Annotated in this window: 15 protein-coding genes; 7 read left to right on the top strand and 8 right to left on the bottom strand. The window is 73.5% G+C overall.

Going from position 1 to position 14,349, the window contains the following annotated elements:
* A partial coding sequence (locus IEZ12_RS25005) for a glycoside hydrolase family 13 protein (RefSeq protein ID WP_229847959.1) occupies positions 1-1,602 on the bottom strand: 1,602 nt, incomplete at its 3' end.
* Between the two features lie 306 nt (positions 1,603-1,908).
* Between IEZ12_RS25005 and IEZ12_RS25000 the strand changes: the two genes are divergently transcribed.
* The gene (locus tag IEZ12_RS25000) at positions 1,909-2,412 is read left to right on the top strand and encodes a PadR family transcriptional regulator (protein WP_189274894.1); all 504 of its coding nucleotides are present in this window, start codon (positions 1,909-1,911) and stop codon (positions 2,410-2,412) included.
* On the opposite strand, the gene IEZ12_RS24995 is transcribed toward IEZ12_RS25000, so the two are convergent.
* The 3 genes from IEZ12_RS24995 to IEZ12_RS24985 form a co-directional block, all read right to left on the bottom strand.
* Positions 2,405-3,172: a TetR/AcrR family transcriptional regulator gene (locus IEZ12_RS24995; protein WP_189274892.1), complete on the bottom strand. Its 768-nt coding sequence runs from the start codon at positions 3,170-3,172 to the stop codon at positions 2,405-2,407. The genes IEZ12_RS25000 and IEZ12_RS24995 overlap by 8 nt on opposite strands.
* 96 nt (positions 3,173-3,268) lie before the next feature.
* Positions 3,269-4,741 (bottom strand): MFS transporter, encoded by a 1,473-nt coding sequence (locus tag IEZ12_RS24990; protein ID WP_229847958.1) that lies wholly within the window; start codon positions 4,739-4,741, stop codon positions 3,269-3,271.
* A 314-nt stretch (positions 4,742-5,055) separates the two neighbouring features.
* Entirely contained in the window at positions 5,056-5,583 is a 528-nt protein-coding gene (locus IEZ12_RS24985) for an RICIN domain-containing protein (RefSeq protein ID WP_189274888.1), read from the bottom strand.
* A 195-nt stretch (positions 5,584-5,778) separates the two neighbouring features.
* On the opposite strand from IEZ12_RS24985, the gene IEZ12_RS24980 reads away from it, so the two are divergent.
* A complete protein-coding gene (locus IEZ12_RS24980) occupies positions 5,779-7,254 on the top strand; it encodes a helix-turn-helix domain-containing protein (RefSeq protein WP_189274886.1) in 1,476 nt (491 codons plus the stop codon).
* Between the two features lie 6 nt (positions 7,255-7,260).
* On the opposite strand, the gene IEZ12_RS24975 is transcribed toward IEZ12_RS24980, so the two are convergent.
* Positions 7,261-7,572 (bottom strand): hypothetical protein, encoded by a 312-nt coding sequence (locus IEZ12_RS24975; protein ID WP_189274884.1) that lies wholly within the window; start codon positions 7,570-7,572, stop codon positions 7,261-7,263.
* A 154-nt stretch (positions 7,573-7,726) separates the two neighbouring features.
* Here IEZ12_RS24975 and IEZ12_RS24970 point away from each other — a divergent pair, with 154 nt between their 5' ends.
* Complete coding sequence (locus IEZ12_RS24970) at positions 7,727-8,845, top strand: NHL repeat-containing protein (RefSeq protein WP_189274882.1); 1,119 nt, start codon at positions 7,727-7,729, stop codon at positions 8,843-8,845.
* 115 nt (positions 8,846-8,960) lie between these two features.
* Positions 8,961-9,266, top strand: a complete 306-nt coding sequence (locus tag IEZ12_RS24965; protein ID WP_189274881.1) for a DUF6191 domain-containing protein — start codon at positions 8,961-8,963, stop codon at positions 9,264-9,266.
* Between the two features lie 183 nt (positions 9,267-9,449).
* On the opposite strand, the gene IEZ12_RS24960 is transcribed toward IEZ12_RS24965, so the two are convergent.
* Positions 9,450-9,989 carry a DUF1453 domain-containing protein gene (locus IEZ12_RS24960; protein WP_229847956.1) on the bottom strand — a complete coding sequence of 180 codons (540 nt, stop codon included), beginning with the start codon at positions 9,987-9,989 and terminating at the stop codon, positions 9,450-9,452.
* Positions 9,990-10,076: 87 nt separating this feature from the next.
* On the opposite strand from IEZ12_RS24960, the gene IEZ12_RS24955 reads away from it, so the two are divergent.
* Positions 10,077-10,697 carry a TetR/AcrR family transcriptional regulator gene (locus IEZ12_RS24955; protein ID WP_189274877.1) on the top strand — a complete coding sequence of 207 codons (621 nt, stop codon included), beginning with the start codon at positions 10,077-10,079 and terminating at the stop codon, positions 10,695-10,697.
* A gap of 389 nt (positions 10,698-11,086) precedes the next feature.
* On the opposite strand, the gene IEZ12_RS24950 is transcribed toward IEZ12_RS24955, so the two are convergent.
* Positions 11,087-11,851: a transglutaminase-like domain-containing protein gene (locus tag IEZ12_RS24950; RefSeq protein ID WP_189274875.1), complete on the bottom strand. Its 765-nt coding sequence runs from the start codon at positions 11,849-11,851 to the stop codon at positions 11,087-11,089.
* Between the two features lie 183 nt (positions 11,852-12,034).
* On the opposite strand from IEZ12_RS24950, the gene IEZ12_RS24945 reads away from it, so the two are divergent.
* Positions 12,035-12,892, top strand: a complete 858-nt coding sequence (locus tag IEZ12_RS24945; protein WP_189274873.1) for a CHAD domain-containing protein — start codon at positions 12,035-12,037, stop codon at positions 12,890-12,892.
* 7 nt (positions 12,893-12,899) lie between these two features.
* On the opposite strand, the gene IEZ12_RS24940 is transcribed toward IEZ12_RS24945, so the two are convergent.
* Positions 12,900-13,706, bottom strand: coding sequence for an NAD-dependent epimerase/dehydratase family protein (locus IEZ12_RS24940; protein ID WP_189274872.1), 807 nt, complete (start codon positions 13,704-13,706; stop codon positions 12,900-12,902).
* A 206-nt stretch (positions 13,707-13,912) separates the two neighbouring features.
* Between IEZ12_RS24940 and IEZ12_RS24935 the strand changes: the two genes are divergently transcribed.
* A partial coding sequence (locus tag IEZ12_RS24935) for a hypothetical protein (RefSeq protein WP_189274870.1) occupies positions 13,913-14,349 on the top strand: 437 nt, incomplete at its 3' end.

Raw genomic sequence — 14,349 nt, 5'->3', positions numbered from 1 at the left:
GGGGGTGGTGCCGAAGTTGGTGGCGACCAGGAGGCCGTCGCCGCGGGTGAAGGCGAGGACGTTGGGCGGGGTCTCCAGCCAGCGGAGGGTGCCTTCGCCGAGTTGGGGGAGCAGGCGCCGCAGGTGGAGGGCCTCGCGGTACAGGTGGTAGGGGGAGGCGTGGTCGGTGAGGGCGCGCTCCGCGGTGTGGTCGGCGAAGGACGGGGGCTGCGGCAGCCAGCTGGGGGCGGAGCCGTCGGGGCTGAAGCCGAACGGGGCCTCGGCGCCGGACCAGGGCAGCGGGACGCGGCAGCCGTCGCGGATGCCCTTGCGGCTGCCGGTGCGGAAGAAGATCGGGTCGGTGATGACGTCGTCGGGCAGGTCGTCGACCTCCGGCAGGCCGAGCTCCTCGCCCTGGTACAGGTAGGCCGCGCCGGGCAACGCCAGCATCAACAGCGCTGCGGCGCGCGCCCGTTCGGGGCTGCCGAAGCGGGTCGTGGTGCGGACCTGGTCGTGGTTGTTGAGCACCCAGGTGACGGTGGACCCGGTGGCGGTGATGTCGCGCACGGCCGCGTCGATCACCTGGTGGAAGTGCTCGCTGTCCCACGGTGCGTGCAGCAGGTGGAAGAAGAACGCCTGGTGGAGTTCGTCGGCCCGGACGTACTTGGCCTGCTCGGCCGGCGTCGGCACGGACGCCTCGCCGACCAGCAGCCGCTGCCGGCCGTCGAGTTGGGTGTACTCCTCGCAGATCGCCCGCCAGGCCCGCCAGATGTCGTGCACCTCGGGCTGGTTCCAGGCCAGTGGGTTGACCGAGTCGCGGGTGCGTTCGTCGGCCTCCGGGTCGGGGGAGTCGGGGAGTTCGGGGTGCTTGAAGAGGCCGGCGGCGACGTCGATGCGGAAGCCGTCCACGCCGCGGTCGAGCCAGAACCGCAGGACCTTCTCGAACTCGGCGGGGACTTCGGGGTTGCGCCAGTTCAGGTCGGGCTGCTCGGGGGTGAACATGTGCAGGTACCACTGGCCGGCGGTGCCGTCCGGTTCGGTGATCCGGCTCCACGCGGGGCCGCCGAACATCGCCCGCCAGTTGTTGGGCGGGAGTTCGCCGTCGGTGCCGCGGCCGTCCGCGAAGTGGAAGCGGGCCCGCTCGGTGCTGCCGGGGGCGGCGAGCAACGCGTCCTGGAACCACGGGTGTTCGGTGGAGCAGTGGTTGGGCACGGTGTCCAGCACCAGGCGCAGGCCGAGCTTGCGGCAGTCCTCGACCAGCAGGTCGAAGTCCTCCAGAGTGCCGAACATCGGGTCGACGCCCTTGTAGTCCGCCACGTCGTAGCCGTGGTCGTGCTGCGGCGACGGGTAGAACGGGTTCAACCAGACCCCGTCCACGCCGAGGCGCTTGAGGTACGGCAGCCGGGCCCGCACCCCCGGCAGGTCGCCGATGCCGTCGCCGTTGGAGTCCTGGAAGCTGCGCACGTACACCTGGTAGATCACCGCGTCGCGCCACCACAGGGCGTCGGGCGCGCCCGACGCCGGTTGCTCGGCCGGGAGTTCGCGCTCCGCGGGGGCGGCGGCGGACGGGCCGGGGACCTGGGCGGGGCGTGGCGGGTCGCCGGGGACGACGGACGTGATCATGCGTCACCTTCACGGGAGCGCGCGAGGGAGGTCGCGCTGGCAGGTGTGGGAACCGGCTGACAGGCCGTCAGTTCCTCAGGAATACCTGCATGTTAGGTATAGGCAAAAGTGTGTGTCCAGGAGACTGCCGGGACGGTTGTCACTTCCTGCGCCTCAGGGTGCCACCATCTGGACCGATCCCGCTGGGGTTTCGGACGAATAACCGGGCGCGCATCGGGGTAGGGCACGCCCAGGAGCGCCGCCGGGCGCACAGCCGATCCGGTTCGACCGCCCGGCGCACCCCCCGAAGTTCAAGGAGGCACCCGCGTGCGGCTACCCCTGCTCGCACTGCTCGCCATGGGCCCCGCGCACGGCTACCAGCTCCGCCGGGCCCTGGAGAGCACCTTCGGCCCGGCCTGCCCGCGCACCAACGACGGGCAGGTCTACATCACCCTGGGCCGGTTGGAGAAGTCCGGTCTGATCGAGGGTCGGGCCGTCGCCCAGGACGGCCGCCCCGCCAAGCGGGTGTTCGCGCTCACCGACGCCGGGCGGCGCGAGCTCGTCGACTGGTTCGCCCGGCCGTCCGAAGGCGCCAAGGTCCGCGAGGAGTTCTTCCTGAAGCTCGTGCTCGCCCCGCAGACCCGGCTCGCCGACCGGCGCACCCTGATCGACCTTCAGCGCTCGCACTGCCTGGCCACCCTACGGGGCCTGCGCGCCAGCGCCGACCAGAGCCGCGAACACGATCTGTCCCGGCTGCTGATCGAGGGCGCGGTGCTGCAACTGAAGGCCGAACTCGACTGGTTGGAGCGCTGCCGGCAGGAGTTCACGTAGCGGCGCCCGCGAGCCCGGCGGCCATGCCGGCCAGCATCCAGTCCAGGGCGCGGTGGAAGTGCCGTTCGCGCAGCAGCTGTTCGGAGTCCACGGGCCGGTCCGTCAGCACGCCGGACTCGGCGATCGACGGAACCTGCAGCACCGCCTCGGTGATCTCCGCGATCAGCCCCTCCTCGGTGGTGCCGGCCGCTTTCGCCTTCTCGTCCCAGTTGACCTCGTTGGCGGTGAAGCCGTAGGCGTACTGGAAGATCGCCGACAGGGCCGCCATCGCGTCGTCCTCCGGCAGCGGCGAACTGCGCGCCACCTCCAGGGCCCGGGCGGAGAACCGGACCGAGTTCGGACCGATGTTCAGATAGTCGTTGTACATCCGCACCGCCCACGGGTGCGCCAGCATCGCCGCCCGCCAGGTGACCGCCAGCGCCCGCAGGCCGTCCTGCCAGTCCAGGCCGTCGCTGGACCGCGGGAGTTCCATCTCGCCCGACACCACGTCCAGCGCCAGCTCCAGCAGGTCGTCCTTGTCGGCGACGTACCAGTACAGCGACATCGGCGTGACGTCGAGCCGGGTCGCCAGCGCGCGCATCGAGAACTTCGCCTCGCCCTGCTCGTCCAGCAGCCGCACCGCCGCCGCCACGATCACCTCGCGGTCCAGCCCGCCCGCACCGCCGCCGGCGCCCGTCGCGCGAGGGGCCCGGCGGCCCCGGGACGGCGGCGGGGTGAGCCAGACGCTCTTCTTGACCTGTGAGGCGCGCTTGACGGCCACGCTGCTCCTTCGCGTTCCGGGGGACGGGGCCCGATGGTGGCTCCACGGTACGCGCCCGGGCCCGCGCGAGGTGCGCGGGCCCGGGGCCGGTCGGTGCTACGAAGCCGCAGGTGAGGGTGCCGGCTCGGGGGCCTGGGCGGGGGTGGCGGGCTGCTGCGCGCGGTGCAGCAGCGCCGCCGAGACCAGGCCGCCGAGCAGGACGGCGGCCGCGCCGATCAGCTGACTGGACGTCAACCCGTCGGCGAACGCCGTCCGGACCGCCGCGGCGACGCCCGCGTCGGGCGCGGCGGCCAGCGCCTCCGGCAGCGACTTCGCGGCCGAAGCGGGCACGCCGTCGGGCAGGCCAGCCGCGAAGCGCGAGCCGAGCACCGCGCCCAGCACGGCCACGCCGAGGCCGCCGCCGAACTCGGTGGCGGTGCCCTGCACGCCCGCGCCCGCGCCCGCCCGCTCCGGCGGGATCGCCCCCATCAGGGCCGAGGCCATCGCCGGGTTGGCCACCGCGATGCCGGCGCCCATCAGCAGCAGGCCCACCAGCAGGCCGCCGTAACCGTGCGCGGAGCCCGTCAGCGCGATCAGGGCGAGGCCGCCGGACAGCAGCGCCATGCCGCCGGCGACCGCCCCCGCGAAGCCGAGCTTCGGCAGCAGCCGGGCGCCGACGCCCGTCAGGTTGAGCACCACGATCATCAGCGCCAGCGGGGTCATCCGCAGGCCGGCCTCCAACGGGCGGTAGCCGAGCACGAGTTGCAGGTACTGGGTGAGCAGGAACAGCGAGCCCGCCATGCCGAAGGCGACCAGGACGCCGCCCGCGGCCGCGCCGTTGAACTGGCGGTTGCGGAAGAAGCCCATGTCCAGCATCGGCGTCGGGGTGTGCAGTTCCCAGGCCGCGAAACCGGCCAGCGCGGCCAGGCCGACCGCCGCGGACAGCAGCACCTTGCCCGAGCCCCAGCCGTCCGCCGGGCCGGAGATGATCGCGAACACCACGCCGACCATGCCGACGGTGGACAGCACCGCGCCCGGGATGTCGGGCCGGCGGCCGGCCGGGTCGCGGCTCTCCGGCAACAGGCGGACCACCGCGACCAGGCCGATCAGCGCCACCGGAATGTTGATCAGGAAGATCGAGCCCCACCAGTAGTGCGCCAGCAGCACGCCGCCGAGCAGCGGGCCGCCGGCGAAGCCCAGCGAGCTGACGGCACCCCAGACGCCGATCGCCTTGGGCACCTCCGCCCCCTGGAAGACCTGCATCACCACGGCGAGCGTGGTGGTCATCAGCAGGGCGCCGCCGATGCCCATGCCGGCCCGGGCGGCGATCAGCTGACCGGTGGACTGGGCGAAGGCGGCCGCGGCGGAACCGGCGCCGAACAGGGCCAGCCCGGCCAGCAGGGCGCGCTTGCGCCCGTACCGGTCGGCGAGGCTGCCGGCCGTCAGCAGCAGGCCGGACTGCACCAGCGAGTAGGCGTTGATCATCCACTGGATGTCGGCCGTGCGCGCGCCCAACTCCTCGGTCAGCGACGGGATCGCGACGTTCAGCACGGTGTTGTCGAGCAGCACCACCAGGGTGGCCAGGCACACCACCGCCAGGATCACCCACCGACGCGGGTGCGGAGCGGTGGCAGGGACGGACGTTGGTGACAAGAGGACCCCCGGAAGCAGGCGCGGACGAAGACGCCCGGTGGTGCCCGGGCATGCGTTGTACACCGTAGAGGAACTCTTCTACGGTGTACAACGCATATTCGCGACGGTGCTCAGAAGGGTTGACGGCTAACGCTGTGCGCCTCGGCTTCGGAGGGTCGATTCAACGGAAGGGGCGGACGTGCCGGGCGAGTTGACGCGTCCCCACCGGCCCGCGGCCGTGCTCGCCCTCGGCCGGCTCACCGCCGTCGCGATCAGTTGGTGTGCCAGCGCTGGTCGGCGGCGTCGTTGCAGTACCACTGGATGATCGGGGTGCGGAGCGCGGCGCTGCCGCCCTGAACGCTGACGCACAGGCCTGAGTTCACGTTCTTGAACCGCAGGTTCGTGCCGTCGGTCATGTAGTTGTCGATGTAGAAGGTCTGGTTCGCGCCGCCGTGGCACCCCCACTGGCCGAGCTGGGCGCCCGCCGTGGTGGTCCAGCCCGGGGCCTCCAGGCACAGGCCCCACTTGTTGACGATCTCGTAGGCGCCGCCGCCGGTGTTCTCGAACGTCCACTGCTGGTCGTTGTTGCCGTTGCAGTCCCACTGGAACACCGGGGTGCCGTTGCCGTTGCCGCCGCCGTCCACCGCCAGGCACCTGTTGGTGGCGTTGCTCTTCAGGTTCCCCTGGAAGTCGCCGGCGGCCGAGGCGGAACCGGTCGAGGTCAGCGAGAGCGCGACGGTCAGCGCCCCCGCGACGCCGGCGGCGGTGAACAGACGGCCGAGGCCGGTCCTGCGGGTCATGGATCCTCCCGAGTGGTGCAGTGCGGTGCGATGCCCGGCCAACCTAGGGCCGCCCGCCGTCCGGCCGGGTGCGGAACCGCCCGGTGAGCAGACCCGGACGGTGTCGAACTGCACACCGAGCGCGTTGATCTTCCGCTCGTGGCGCGGATAGCCTGGGAGGCGAATCGACTTCGGATGTCCCTCGGGGGGAGCGGCATGCGCGACACACCCCTGCCGGACGGCCGAACCCTCCAACGCCTGCGCCGGGCCGACGACGTCCTGGACCTCCAGGCCGCCGGCCGCCGCGGCGGCACCGCCGCCGTCCTGCGCCGACTCGCCGCCCGCACCCGCGCCGCCGTGCTGCTGCTCCACCCCACCGGCGCCGACGCCTGTCCGCCGCCGACCCCCGTCGGCGTCGCCGAACGGGCGCTGGCCCGCAGCGCCGTCGGCGAAGCCCGCACCCGCGCCGCCGGCTCCGCCGCCGTCGGCCGCTCCACCCTGACCTGCCTGGTCGTCACCCTGCCCGGCCGGCCCGGCACCCGCCCGCCCGTCCTCGCCGCCGTCGCCCCCAGGCCCGCCCCGCCCGACCTGCCGGTGCTGCTCGCCGACGCCGCCACCGTCCTCAGCCTCACCTGGGAAGCCGAACAGGGCCGCCGCCAGGCCCACCGCGCACGGCTCGCCGACACCGGCGCCCGCGAAGCCGTCCTGCACCTGCTGATGGACGGTCAGGTCGCCGTCGCCCGCCGCCTCGCCCGCACCCTGCACGGCGAACTGCCCGACACCGTACGGATGTACGCCGTCGAAGGGCCCGCCGCCGCCCGCCGGGAAGCCGCCGACCGGTCCGCCACCGGCACCGCCTGGGTCGGCCGTGAACCCGGCGCCGCCGGCCGCACCCTCGTCCTGGAACCCGCCGTCGACACCCGCCCGCTCGCGGCCTGGCTGCACCACCCCGCCGTCGCCGACACCTGCCACGTCGGCATCAGCGACCCCCTGCCGCTGCGCGACACCGCCACCGCGCACCGCCAGGCCCTGCACGCCCTCACCGTCGCCCGTCGGCACCCCGAACGCCGCGCCGCCCACGCCCGGCCCGGCGACCTCGCCCCCGTCCTCGGCCCGGCCGGCGCCGCATGGGCCACCGCCACCCTCGCCCCCCTGCACGCCCACCGCGCCGCCCGGCCCCAGGACCCCGACGGCCCCGCGCTGCTCGCCACCGCCGCCGCCTGGCTCCACCACCCCACCGACGCCGCCGTGCGCCTCGGCATCCACCGCAACACCCTGGCCGCCCGCCTCACCCACCTGCACCGCCTGCTCGGCCTCGACCCGCACCGCCTCGCCGACCGGGCGACCCTCGCCCTCGCTCTGCGAATTCGTTCCGACGGATCGTCAACACCGGTTCCTGGTACCGGGATCGATGCGCTGCTGGGCCGACCTCAGGTCGCCGACTGGGCCCGCGGCCGGCTCCAACCGCTGCACGCCGCCGACGCCCCGCCCGCCCTGGCCCACACCCTCGCCCGCTGGCTGAGCCACGACGCCCGGATCGGCCCCACCGCACAGGAGTTGGCGCTGTCGCCGTCGGCCGTCCGCAAACGCCTCGGCCGGATCGAGAGCCTGCTCGACTGCGCCCTGCTGCGCCCGCCGACCGCCGTCCACGAACTGTGGCTCGCGCACCGCGCTCTGGAACTGCTGCGCTGAGACCTCTCAGCGGCCGTCCGGTTCGAGCGCCGGTCCCAGCCAGGCCGGCATCTGCCGCAGTCGGAGCCGGCTCCGCCCGCCCAGCCCGGGACGGTCGATCATCTCGCGCAGCCAGGACGCCGCCTCCGGGCCGGCGTCGGCGGCCAGCAGGTCGTTCAGCAGCTCCCACTCCTGGTCGCTCGGCAGCCAGAGCACGTCGAGGGCGTGGCGCCAGCACTCAAGTGCGGCCGCGCGCAGGCCGTAGGAGGCCAGGGCCCGGGCGAGAACCCTGATGTGCGTGACGGAGAGATCCGTCCGGCCCTTGATGGCGGCGACCATCGTGGGGACGTGGTCCAGCCCCTCGGCTCGACCAGGGCCCCGAGTGCGCAGGCGACCTGCTCGCCGGTCACGCGTGTCGGGGGGCATTCAGCGCACGTTCACGGGCCGAGGCCGCCGGCTGTGCCGGCCGGGCCCGCTCCTCAGGAGGCAGTACATGAGACTTCGGGCATGTTCGAGTGCGTTGGCGATCGCCGCGCTGGTCGTCGGCCTGACCGCCGCCGCGTCCCCCGACCAGGTCCTCCGCGCGCGGCCGTTCCTGGACCGGCTGCACACCGTGACACCCGTCGCGTCCACCGTGCCGGAGAACGGCGACGTGAACCCGTACGGCACGTTCACGATCGAGGACAGTATCGGGAACCTGCACCGGGGCGACGTCCTGGTCAGCAACTTCAACAACTCCGCCAACCTGCAGGGCATCGGGACCACCCTGGTGCAGATCGACCCGGACGGCACCAGGACGACGTTCGCCACCATCGACCCCGCTCACCTGCCCGGCTCCTGCCCCGGAGGCGTCGGCCTCACCACGGCGCTGACGGTGCTGCCCGGCGGCTGGGTGGTGGTCGGCAGCCTGCCCACCGCCGACGGCAGCGCCGCCACCGCGCAGGCCGGCTGCCTGCTGGTGCTCGACCGGTTCGGCACGGTCCGCGAGACGATCGCCGGGGACGGCATCAACGGGCCGTGGGACATGACCGCCGTCAGCCGCGGCGGGCACAGCGAACTGTTCGTCACCAACGTGCTCAACGGCACCGTCGCCGCGAACGGCGCGGAGGTCGACCGGGGCACCGTCCTGCGAATCACCTTGGAGGACCGGGGCGACCAGCCGCCGCAGCGGGTCGCCACCACCGAGATCGGCTCCGGCTTCGCCGAGCGGACCGACCCTGCCGCACTGGTGATCGGCCCGACCGGCGTCGGCCTCGGCCGCGACGACACGCTCTACGTCGCCGACCCGGCCGGCAACCGGATCACCGCCATCCCGCGCGCGCTCACCCGCACCGACAGCGCCGGCACCGGCCGGGTCGTCACCTCCGGCGGCAGCCTCAACGGCCCGCTGGGACTGGCCGTCACATCCAGGGGTGACCTGCTGACGGTCAACAGCCAGGACGGCTTCATCGTCGAGACCACCCCCGGCGGGCGGCAGGTCGCGGCGAAGCAGATCAACAACGAGGGCTCACCGGCCGGCGCGGGCGCGCTCTTCGGACTCGCCCTGGACCTCGACCACGACGCGGTCTACTTCGTCAACGACGCCGACAACGCGCTCGACCTGCTGCACTGAGCAGACGGCGGCCACCGGCTTCCCCGGCGCGCGGCCCTTTAACGTGTTCCGCGGTCGCGCGCTGCTTCGGGCCTATCAGGGAACTGTCGTGGCGTGGACGGGCGTTGAGCCCGACATGGTGGCAGTGGTGGCGGTGATGGGCAGCCTGGTGTTCCCGGCGGCGCTGGTGCTGCTGGGCTTCGCGGCCTCGGCGGCGCGGCGGGCGACGGCGCGATGGGCCGGGCGGACGGAGACCGGATGCGGGGTCGGGGCGCAGGCGGGGGAGGAGCTGCACGCGCTGCTGTACGCAGGCAAGCGGGTGCAGCTGGAGCAGCGGCGAATAGAGCTGGTGCTGCGCGACGACGAGCACGACGGCGCGCCCCCGCGCACCGGGATCGACCTCGCAGCGGGCACGGCGCGGATCCGGCGCCCCGGGACCTGACGGACGGCCCGGCGGTCCCCACGCCTCGGCGACGGCTGTCCGGGCGGCGGTCGCCGAGGCGTGGGGACCCGCAGGTGCAGGCGGCGCGGGCGCAGCACCGCGGCCGGCGGGACGGGGCGCAGGTCGGTGTCCGGCTCCGGGACGAGCCGGTGGCGGGAGAGCACGGCCAGGGCCAGCACGCACTCAGCGTTGTTGGCGGCGGGAGCGGTCGGAGCGGCCGGAGCGGCCGGAGCCGAGCAGCGTGGACAGGCCGCGGCGCTCCGGTGCGAACGGGACGCCGGAGGCGAGACCGCGCCACCCGACCACCAGGGCCTCGCCCAGGAAGCCGACGCCGATGGACAGTTGGGTCGGGCGGGCATCGGCGGGCAGCCCGGCGTGTTCGGCGAGGAACGAGAACGCGACCATCAACCCCAGCGAGAGCGCGGCCACCAGGAACGTCCACCCGGTGTACCGCTGCCAGAGCACGCCCCCGCGCGGCTCGACCCGGACGGTGGCACCGCGCAGGGCACCCGTCGCGACACCGAGAGCGGCGCCCGCCGCGATCCAGACGTAGTCGCCCGGGCCCAGGTCGTGGTGCAGGTCGTGACGCTGCCAGAGTGCCCATGCGCCGAGCGCCGTGAGGACCACCGGAGGCCCGAACAGGTCCCGGACGTTGAGCGGTTCGCCGCGCAGCCGCCGCACCACCACCGCGACGATCACCGCTGCGACCAGGGCTGCGCCCATCCATCCGTGCATTGTGCTGCTCCCCCTGAGGTTTTTGGCTCGACTGTGCCAAAAAAGAATTTAGCCCGCCCGTGCTATAACGGCAACATGCCGAAGATCGTGGATCCTGTGGAACGTCGCCAGGCCGTCGCCGACGCGGTCCTGCGCGTTGCGGCCAGGGAAGGGCTCGAACACGCCTCATTGCGCAACGTCGCCGACGAGGCCGGGCTGGCGATCGGCTCGGTGCGGCACTACTTCGCCGGCAGCTCCGAGCTGATGATCTTTGCGATGGGGGAGCTGGCCCGCCGCATCGAAGCCCGGATCCACACCCACGCGGCCGCGCTGCTCGACCCTGCCGCGACCGGCGACCGGCGCGAACGAACGCTGCAACTCCTCGCCGAGACGCTTCCGTTGGACGCCGAACGCCGCGAGGAGGCCGGTGTCTGGCTGTCCTTCGTCACCGCCGCCCGCACTCGCCCCGAACTGCGCGGCCGCCTCGCGAAGATGCAGGCCGGCCTTGATGAACTCGTCCACCGCGTCCTGCTGGAGACCGACCGGGCCGGCGCCCTCACCCCCGGCCTCGACCTCACCGTCGAAACCCGCCGCCTCTCCGCCCTCCTCGACGGCCTCACCCTCCAGGCCGTCCAACACCCGCTCCTGGTTGGTCCGGACGAGCTGTGTGCGGTGCTGCGGCACCATCTCGACAGCTTGGCGGTGGCGCGAGACTGACCGCGGTGGGGCGGGCGACGACAAGTAAAAGCGGCGGCTGGCGGAGGTCTGCTTGGGCGGGCTTTGCGTGCGGTGCCATGTCGACGGCTTGACTGTGCTCCGGCATTGACCCGTGGCGGGAGCCAGCGGGCGTGGTGCGGTGGGTGGGGATGGGTTTGGTGGGTGTCGGCGGTCGGCCTGGCGAGTTTTGTGCCGTGCTGCGCCGGCACCTTGATGGCTTGGCTGCGCAGTGGTCTTGACCCGTGGCGGGGAGCTGACTGGCGCGGTGGGGATGGGCGTGATGAGTGTCCGGATGGCGGACGCCAGCCCGGGCGGTGTGTCGTGCTGCGTCGCTCCCTCGACAGCCTGACTGTGCCGCGCCCCTGATCGAAATGGCGTGCTGGGGAGGGTCAGAGTCCGGCGGCGCGGTGGGAGAGGACGGGTTCGGCGAGGAGGCGGGCGGCTGGGCAGAGAGTTTGACCGTGGCGGGTGAAGAGGGCGTCGCGGGAGTCGAAGTGGCCGAGGTCGGCGCGGATGTGGGCGGACAGGTCGCAGGGGCCGGCAGTGGTGGGGCAGGTGGAGCGGGTGGCGTCCCAGTCGATCGCCGTGCGGGAGAGTGCCTCGAAGAGGGTCTCCGGGCCGGAGTTGGTGAAGGGCGTGCCCGTGCCGGCGGTCGGAGTGTCGGCGAACAGGTCGGAGATGGGCAGCCAGGGGTCGTCCGGAGTGTGTCCGGGGAGGTGGAACTCCGGCCAGGCGAGCACCACTTGGGCCGGGACCAAGGCATGCAGGCGGGGGAAGCGCGGGTACCAGAAGGCGCCGTCCACGACCAGGCCGCGCACCCGGGTCGGGATGCCCCAACTGCGGGCCACCGCCTCCAACGCGGCCATGCGCTGACTGCACGAGCCCCGGCCGGTGCGCAGCACCTCCGAGACCGGTCGGGCCTCGTCGATCGAGTACACCGGGCGGACCTCGGTGGCGATCCAGTGGTGCGCCCGGCGCAGCGCCTCGACCGTTGTGGCGGTGGACGGCGGTGCTCCGAGGGCGTCGACGGCGGCGCGCACCCGGGGGTGGGTCAGATCGAGGATCCGAGTCGGCGCGGTGCTCCCGGAGGCCGTCGCGGGGACGGCCACGCTCCGGCGCCCGTGCCCGCGCGGCATCAGCAGTGTGCTCGTCATGGCTGTCTCCGTCCGTCCCGCCCGATATCAGGGACAGCCTGCCAGGGAATTTGAACACGTTCAAGGCTGGATGGTCGAGCGCCTGCCCAGGACTTGACACCCCGTCGGCCCGCCCGGCGCGGCGCTGCGCCCGAACCCGCCGCCACCGGCCTACCCTGAACAGCACGGAAGGACGTGGCGAACGTGGCACACCGGATCGACGGCAGCGCGGGGGACGTCCTCACCGCACGCCTGCGCGAGCAGACCGCACGGCTCGTCGCCCTCGAAGCCGACGTCCGCGCCGACCGTCCCGACGCCGTCCACCAGATGCGCGTCGCCGCCCGCCGACTGCGCAGCGCCCTGCGCACCCACCGCCGCCACCTGGCAGGCGACCACACGGGGCTGGAGGACGAGCTGCGCCGGCTCGGCCGGAGTCTCGGCCGCGCCCGCGACGTCGAAGTGCTCGGCGAACGCCTGCTCACCCAGGCTCGCCAGCTCCCCGACGGCGGCGACCGCGAACGCGTCCTCGCCGAACTCGCCACGTGGAACAGCCGGGAGACCCGCGAGGCCCGCACCGCCGCCCTGGCCGCACTCGACAGCCAACGCTTCCGCGACCTGCTGACCGCCCTCACCGCGCTCGCCGAGAACCCTCCGCTCAGTGCCCGCGCGACCAAGCCCGCCGGCCCGGAATTCACCCGCCTCCTGCGCCACGAACACCGCCGCACCGCCGAACGCCTCGCCGCCGCCGAGCACACCCCCGAGGGCCCGGCCCGCGAACACGCCCTGCACGACGCCCGCAAAGCCGCGAAACGCGCCCGCTACGCCGGCGAGACCGCCGGCCGTCCCGCCCGCGGCTTCACCCGCCGGATGCGCGCCCTGCAGGACGTCCTCGGACGGCACCAGGACGCGATCGTCGCCCGCGAGGCCGTCCGCGGACTGTCGGACGGCGGGTTCGGGTACGGCGTGCTGTTCGGGCGGCAGGTGGGAGAGGCGGCGTTCGCACGGGAGTTGCTGCCCGGCGCGTGGGAGCGGGCGGCGCGCCGTCCGAAGCGGATTCGCTGACTCGTCGTCAGGGCCTGAGGTGGCGGAGGGTGAACTCGGGTAGGGCGTAGGGGCCGGCCTGCGGGGAGCCCGGGGCGGCAGGGTGTTCGGCGCCGGGGACGGTCGCGGCGTAGGCCTCGGCGTTGTCCACGGGGAGGTAGTCGATCACCGCCGGGTCGGGAAGCTGCCAGAAACGGCGGGAGTTGGCGGAGACGGCGTACGCCGTGGCGAAACGGACGGTGGGCGGGGCGGCCAGGGAAGCGAGCAGGAACCCGATCGCGTCGCGCGGGCTGAGCCAGGTCGCCAGATAGCGGGGCTCGGTCGGGGCCGGCTCGAAGCTGCCGATGCGCAGGCAGATGACCGACAGCCCGAACTTGTCGGCGTAGAGCCGCCCGAGAGCCTCGACAGCGGCCTTGCTCACGCCGTACAGACCGTCGGGCCGCACCGGATCCTGCGGGTCGGTGAGGTGCTCGACCGGATGGAAGCCCGTCACCCGGTTGCTGCTGGCCAGCACCACCCGGTCGATGCCGCCGCGCCGCGCCGCCTCCAGCACGTTGTGGGTCCCGAGCACGTTCACGTCGAGCAGCTCCGGAAGCGGCGCCTCGTCCGGCACCCCGCCCAGGTGGAGCACCCGATCGGCCCCCGCGAGAGCCGACTCCACGGCAGCCGCGTCACGCAGGTCGACGACGCGCGCCTCCTCGTTGGCGGCCTCCGGGCGCAGCGGCACCCGGTCGACCAGGATCAGCCGAGACGCTTCGTCCCGAAGCGCCTTGCGCACCACGGATCCGATGTTCCCCGCCGCACCCGTCAGCGCCACCGTGCCCAGCTGCATCATGCCTCCCCGGAGTAGCTCGCCCTCCGCATTCTGGTCACGGGGCTCCGACCGATCAAGTGGCGAGCGCCTCTGTCGTCGCGCCCACCCGCCTACGGCCCGTACGGTTGCTTGATCATGTTCCACGGGCGTGGTTCAGTGCACGGCAATACGTCGACGGGGGGCGGGCGATGGTGCGCGGTTGGGGGCGGGCGGCCGGGTGGGCGGCTGTGGTGGGCAGTGTGGGGGCGGCCGGGCACGGGGTGGCGGTGGCGTTGGTGCCGTCGTGGCAGCGGGCCGGGGATGTCGAGCGGGTGCTGCCTGTGCTGGTTGCCGTGGTGTGCGCGGTGGGCTGGCTGGTGGCGGCGGTGGTCGATCGGCGGCGTGCCGAGGTGCGCAAGGAGGTGCGGCGTCCGTCCTGGCTGTTGGCCGGGTTGGTCGGTGTGGGCATGGTGCTCGCTTCCGTCGCGGCGCTGGCGCAGGCGAATGGGCCGGACGAGGCCGAGGGGCGGCAGTTGCGGCGGATCGTGCAGGCCGACGGGGTGGAGCGGAAGCTGGCGATCGTCGCGGTGCGTTCCGGGTCGGAGGCGCTAGGTCGCGTATTTGGTCGTGATCAAGCGGCAGCTTTGGTGAGGTCCTTGATCCAGATCATCGCGCCGCGAAGGTG

The sequence above is a fragment of the Kitasatospora griseola genome, from assembly GCF_014648555.1.
Taxonomy (GTDB): domain Bacteria; phylum Actinomycetota; class Actinomycetes; order Streptomycetales; family Streptomycetaceae; genus Kitasatospora; species Kitasatospora griseola.
Note: the sequence above shows the minus strand (reverse complement) of the source record. Positions and strands in the feature narration are given on the sequence as shown.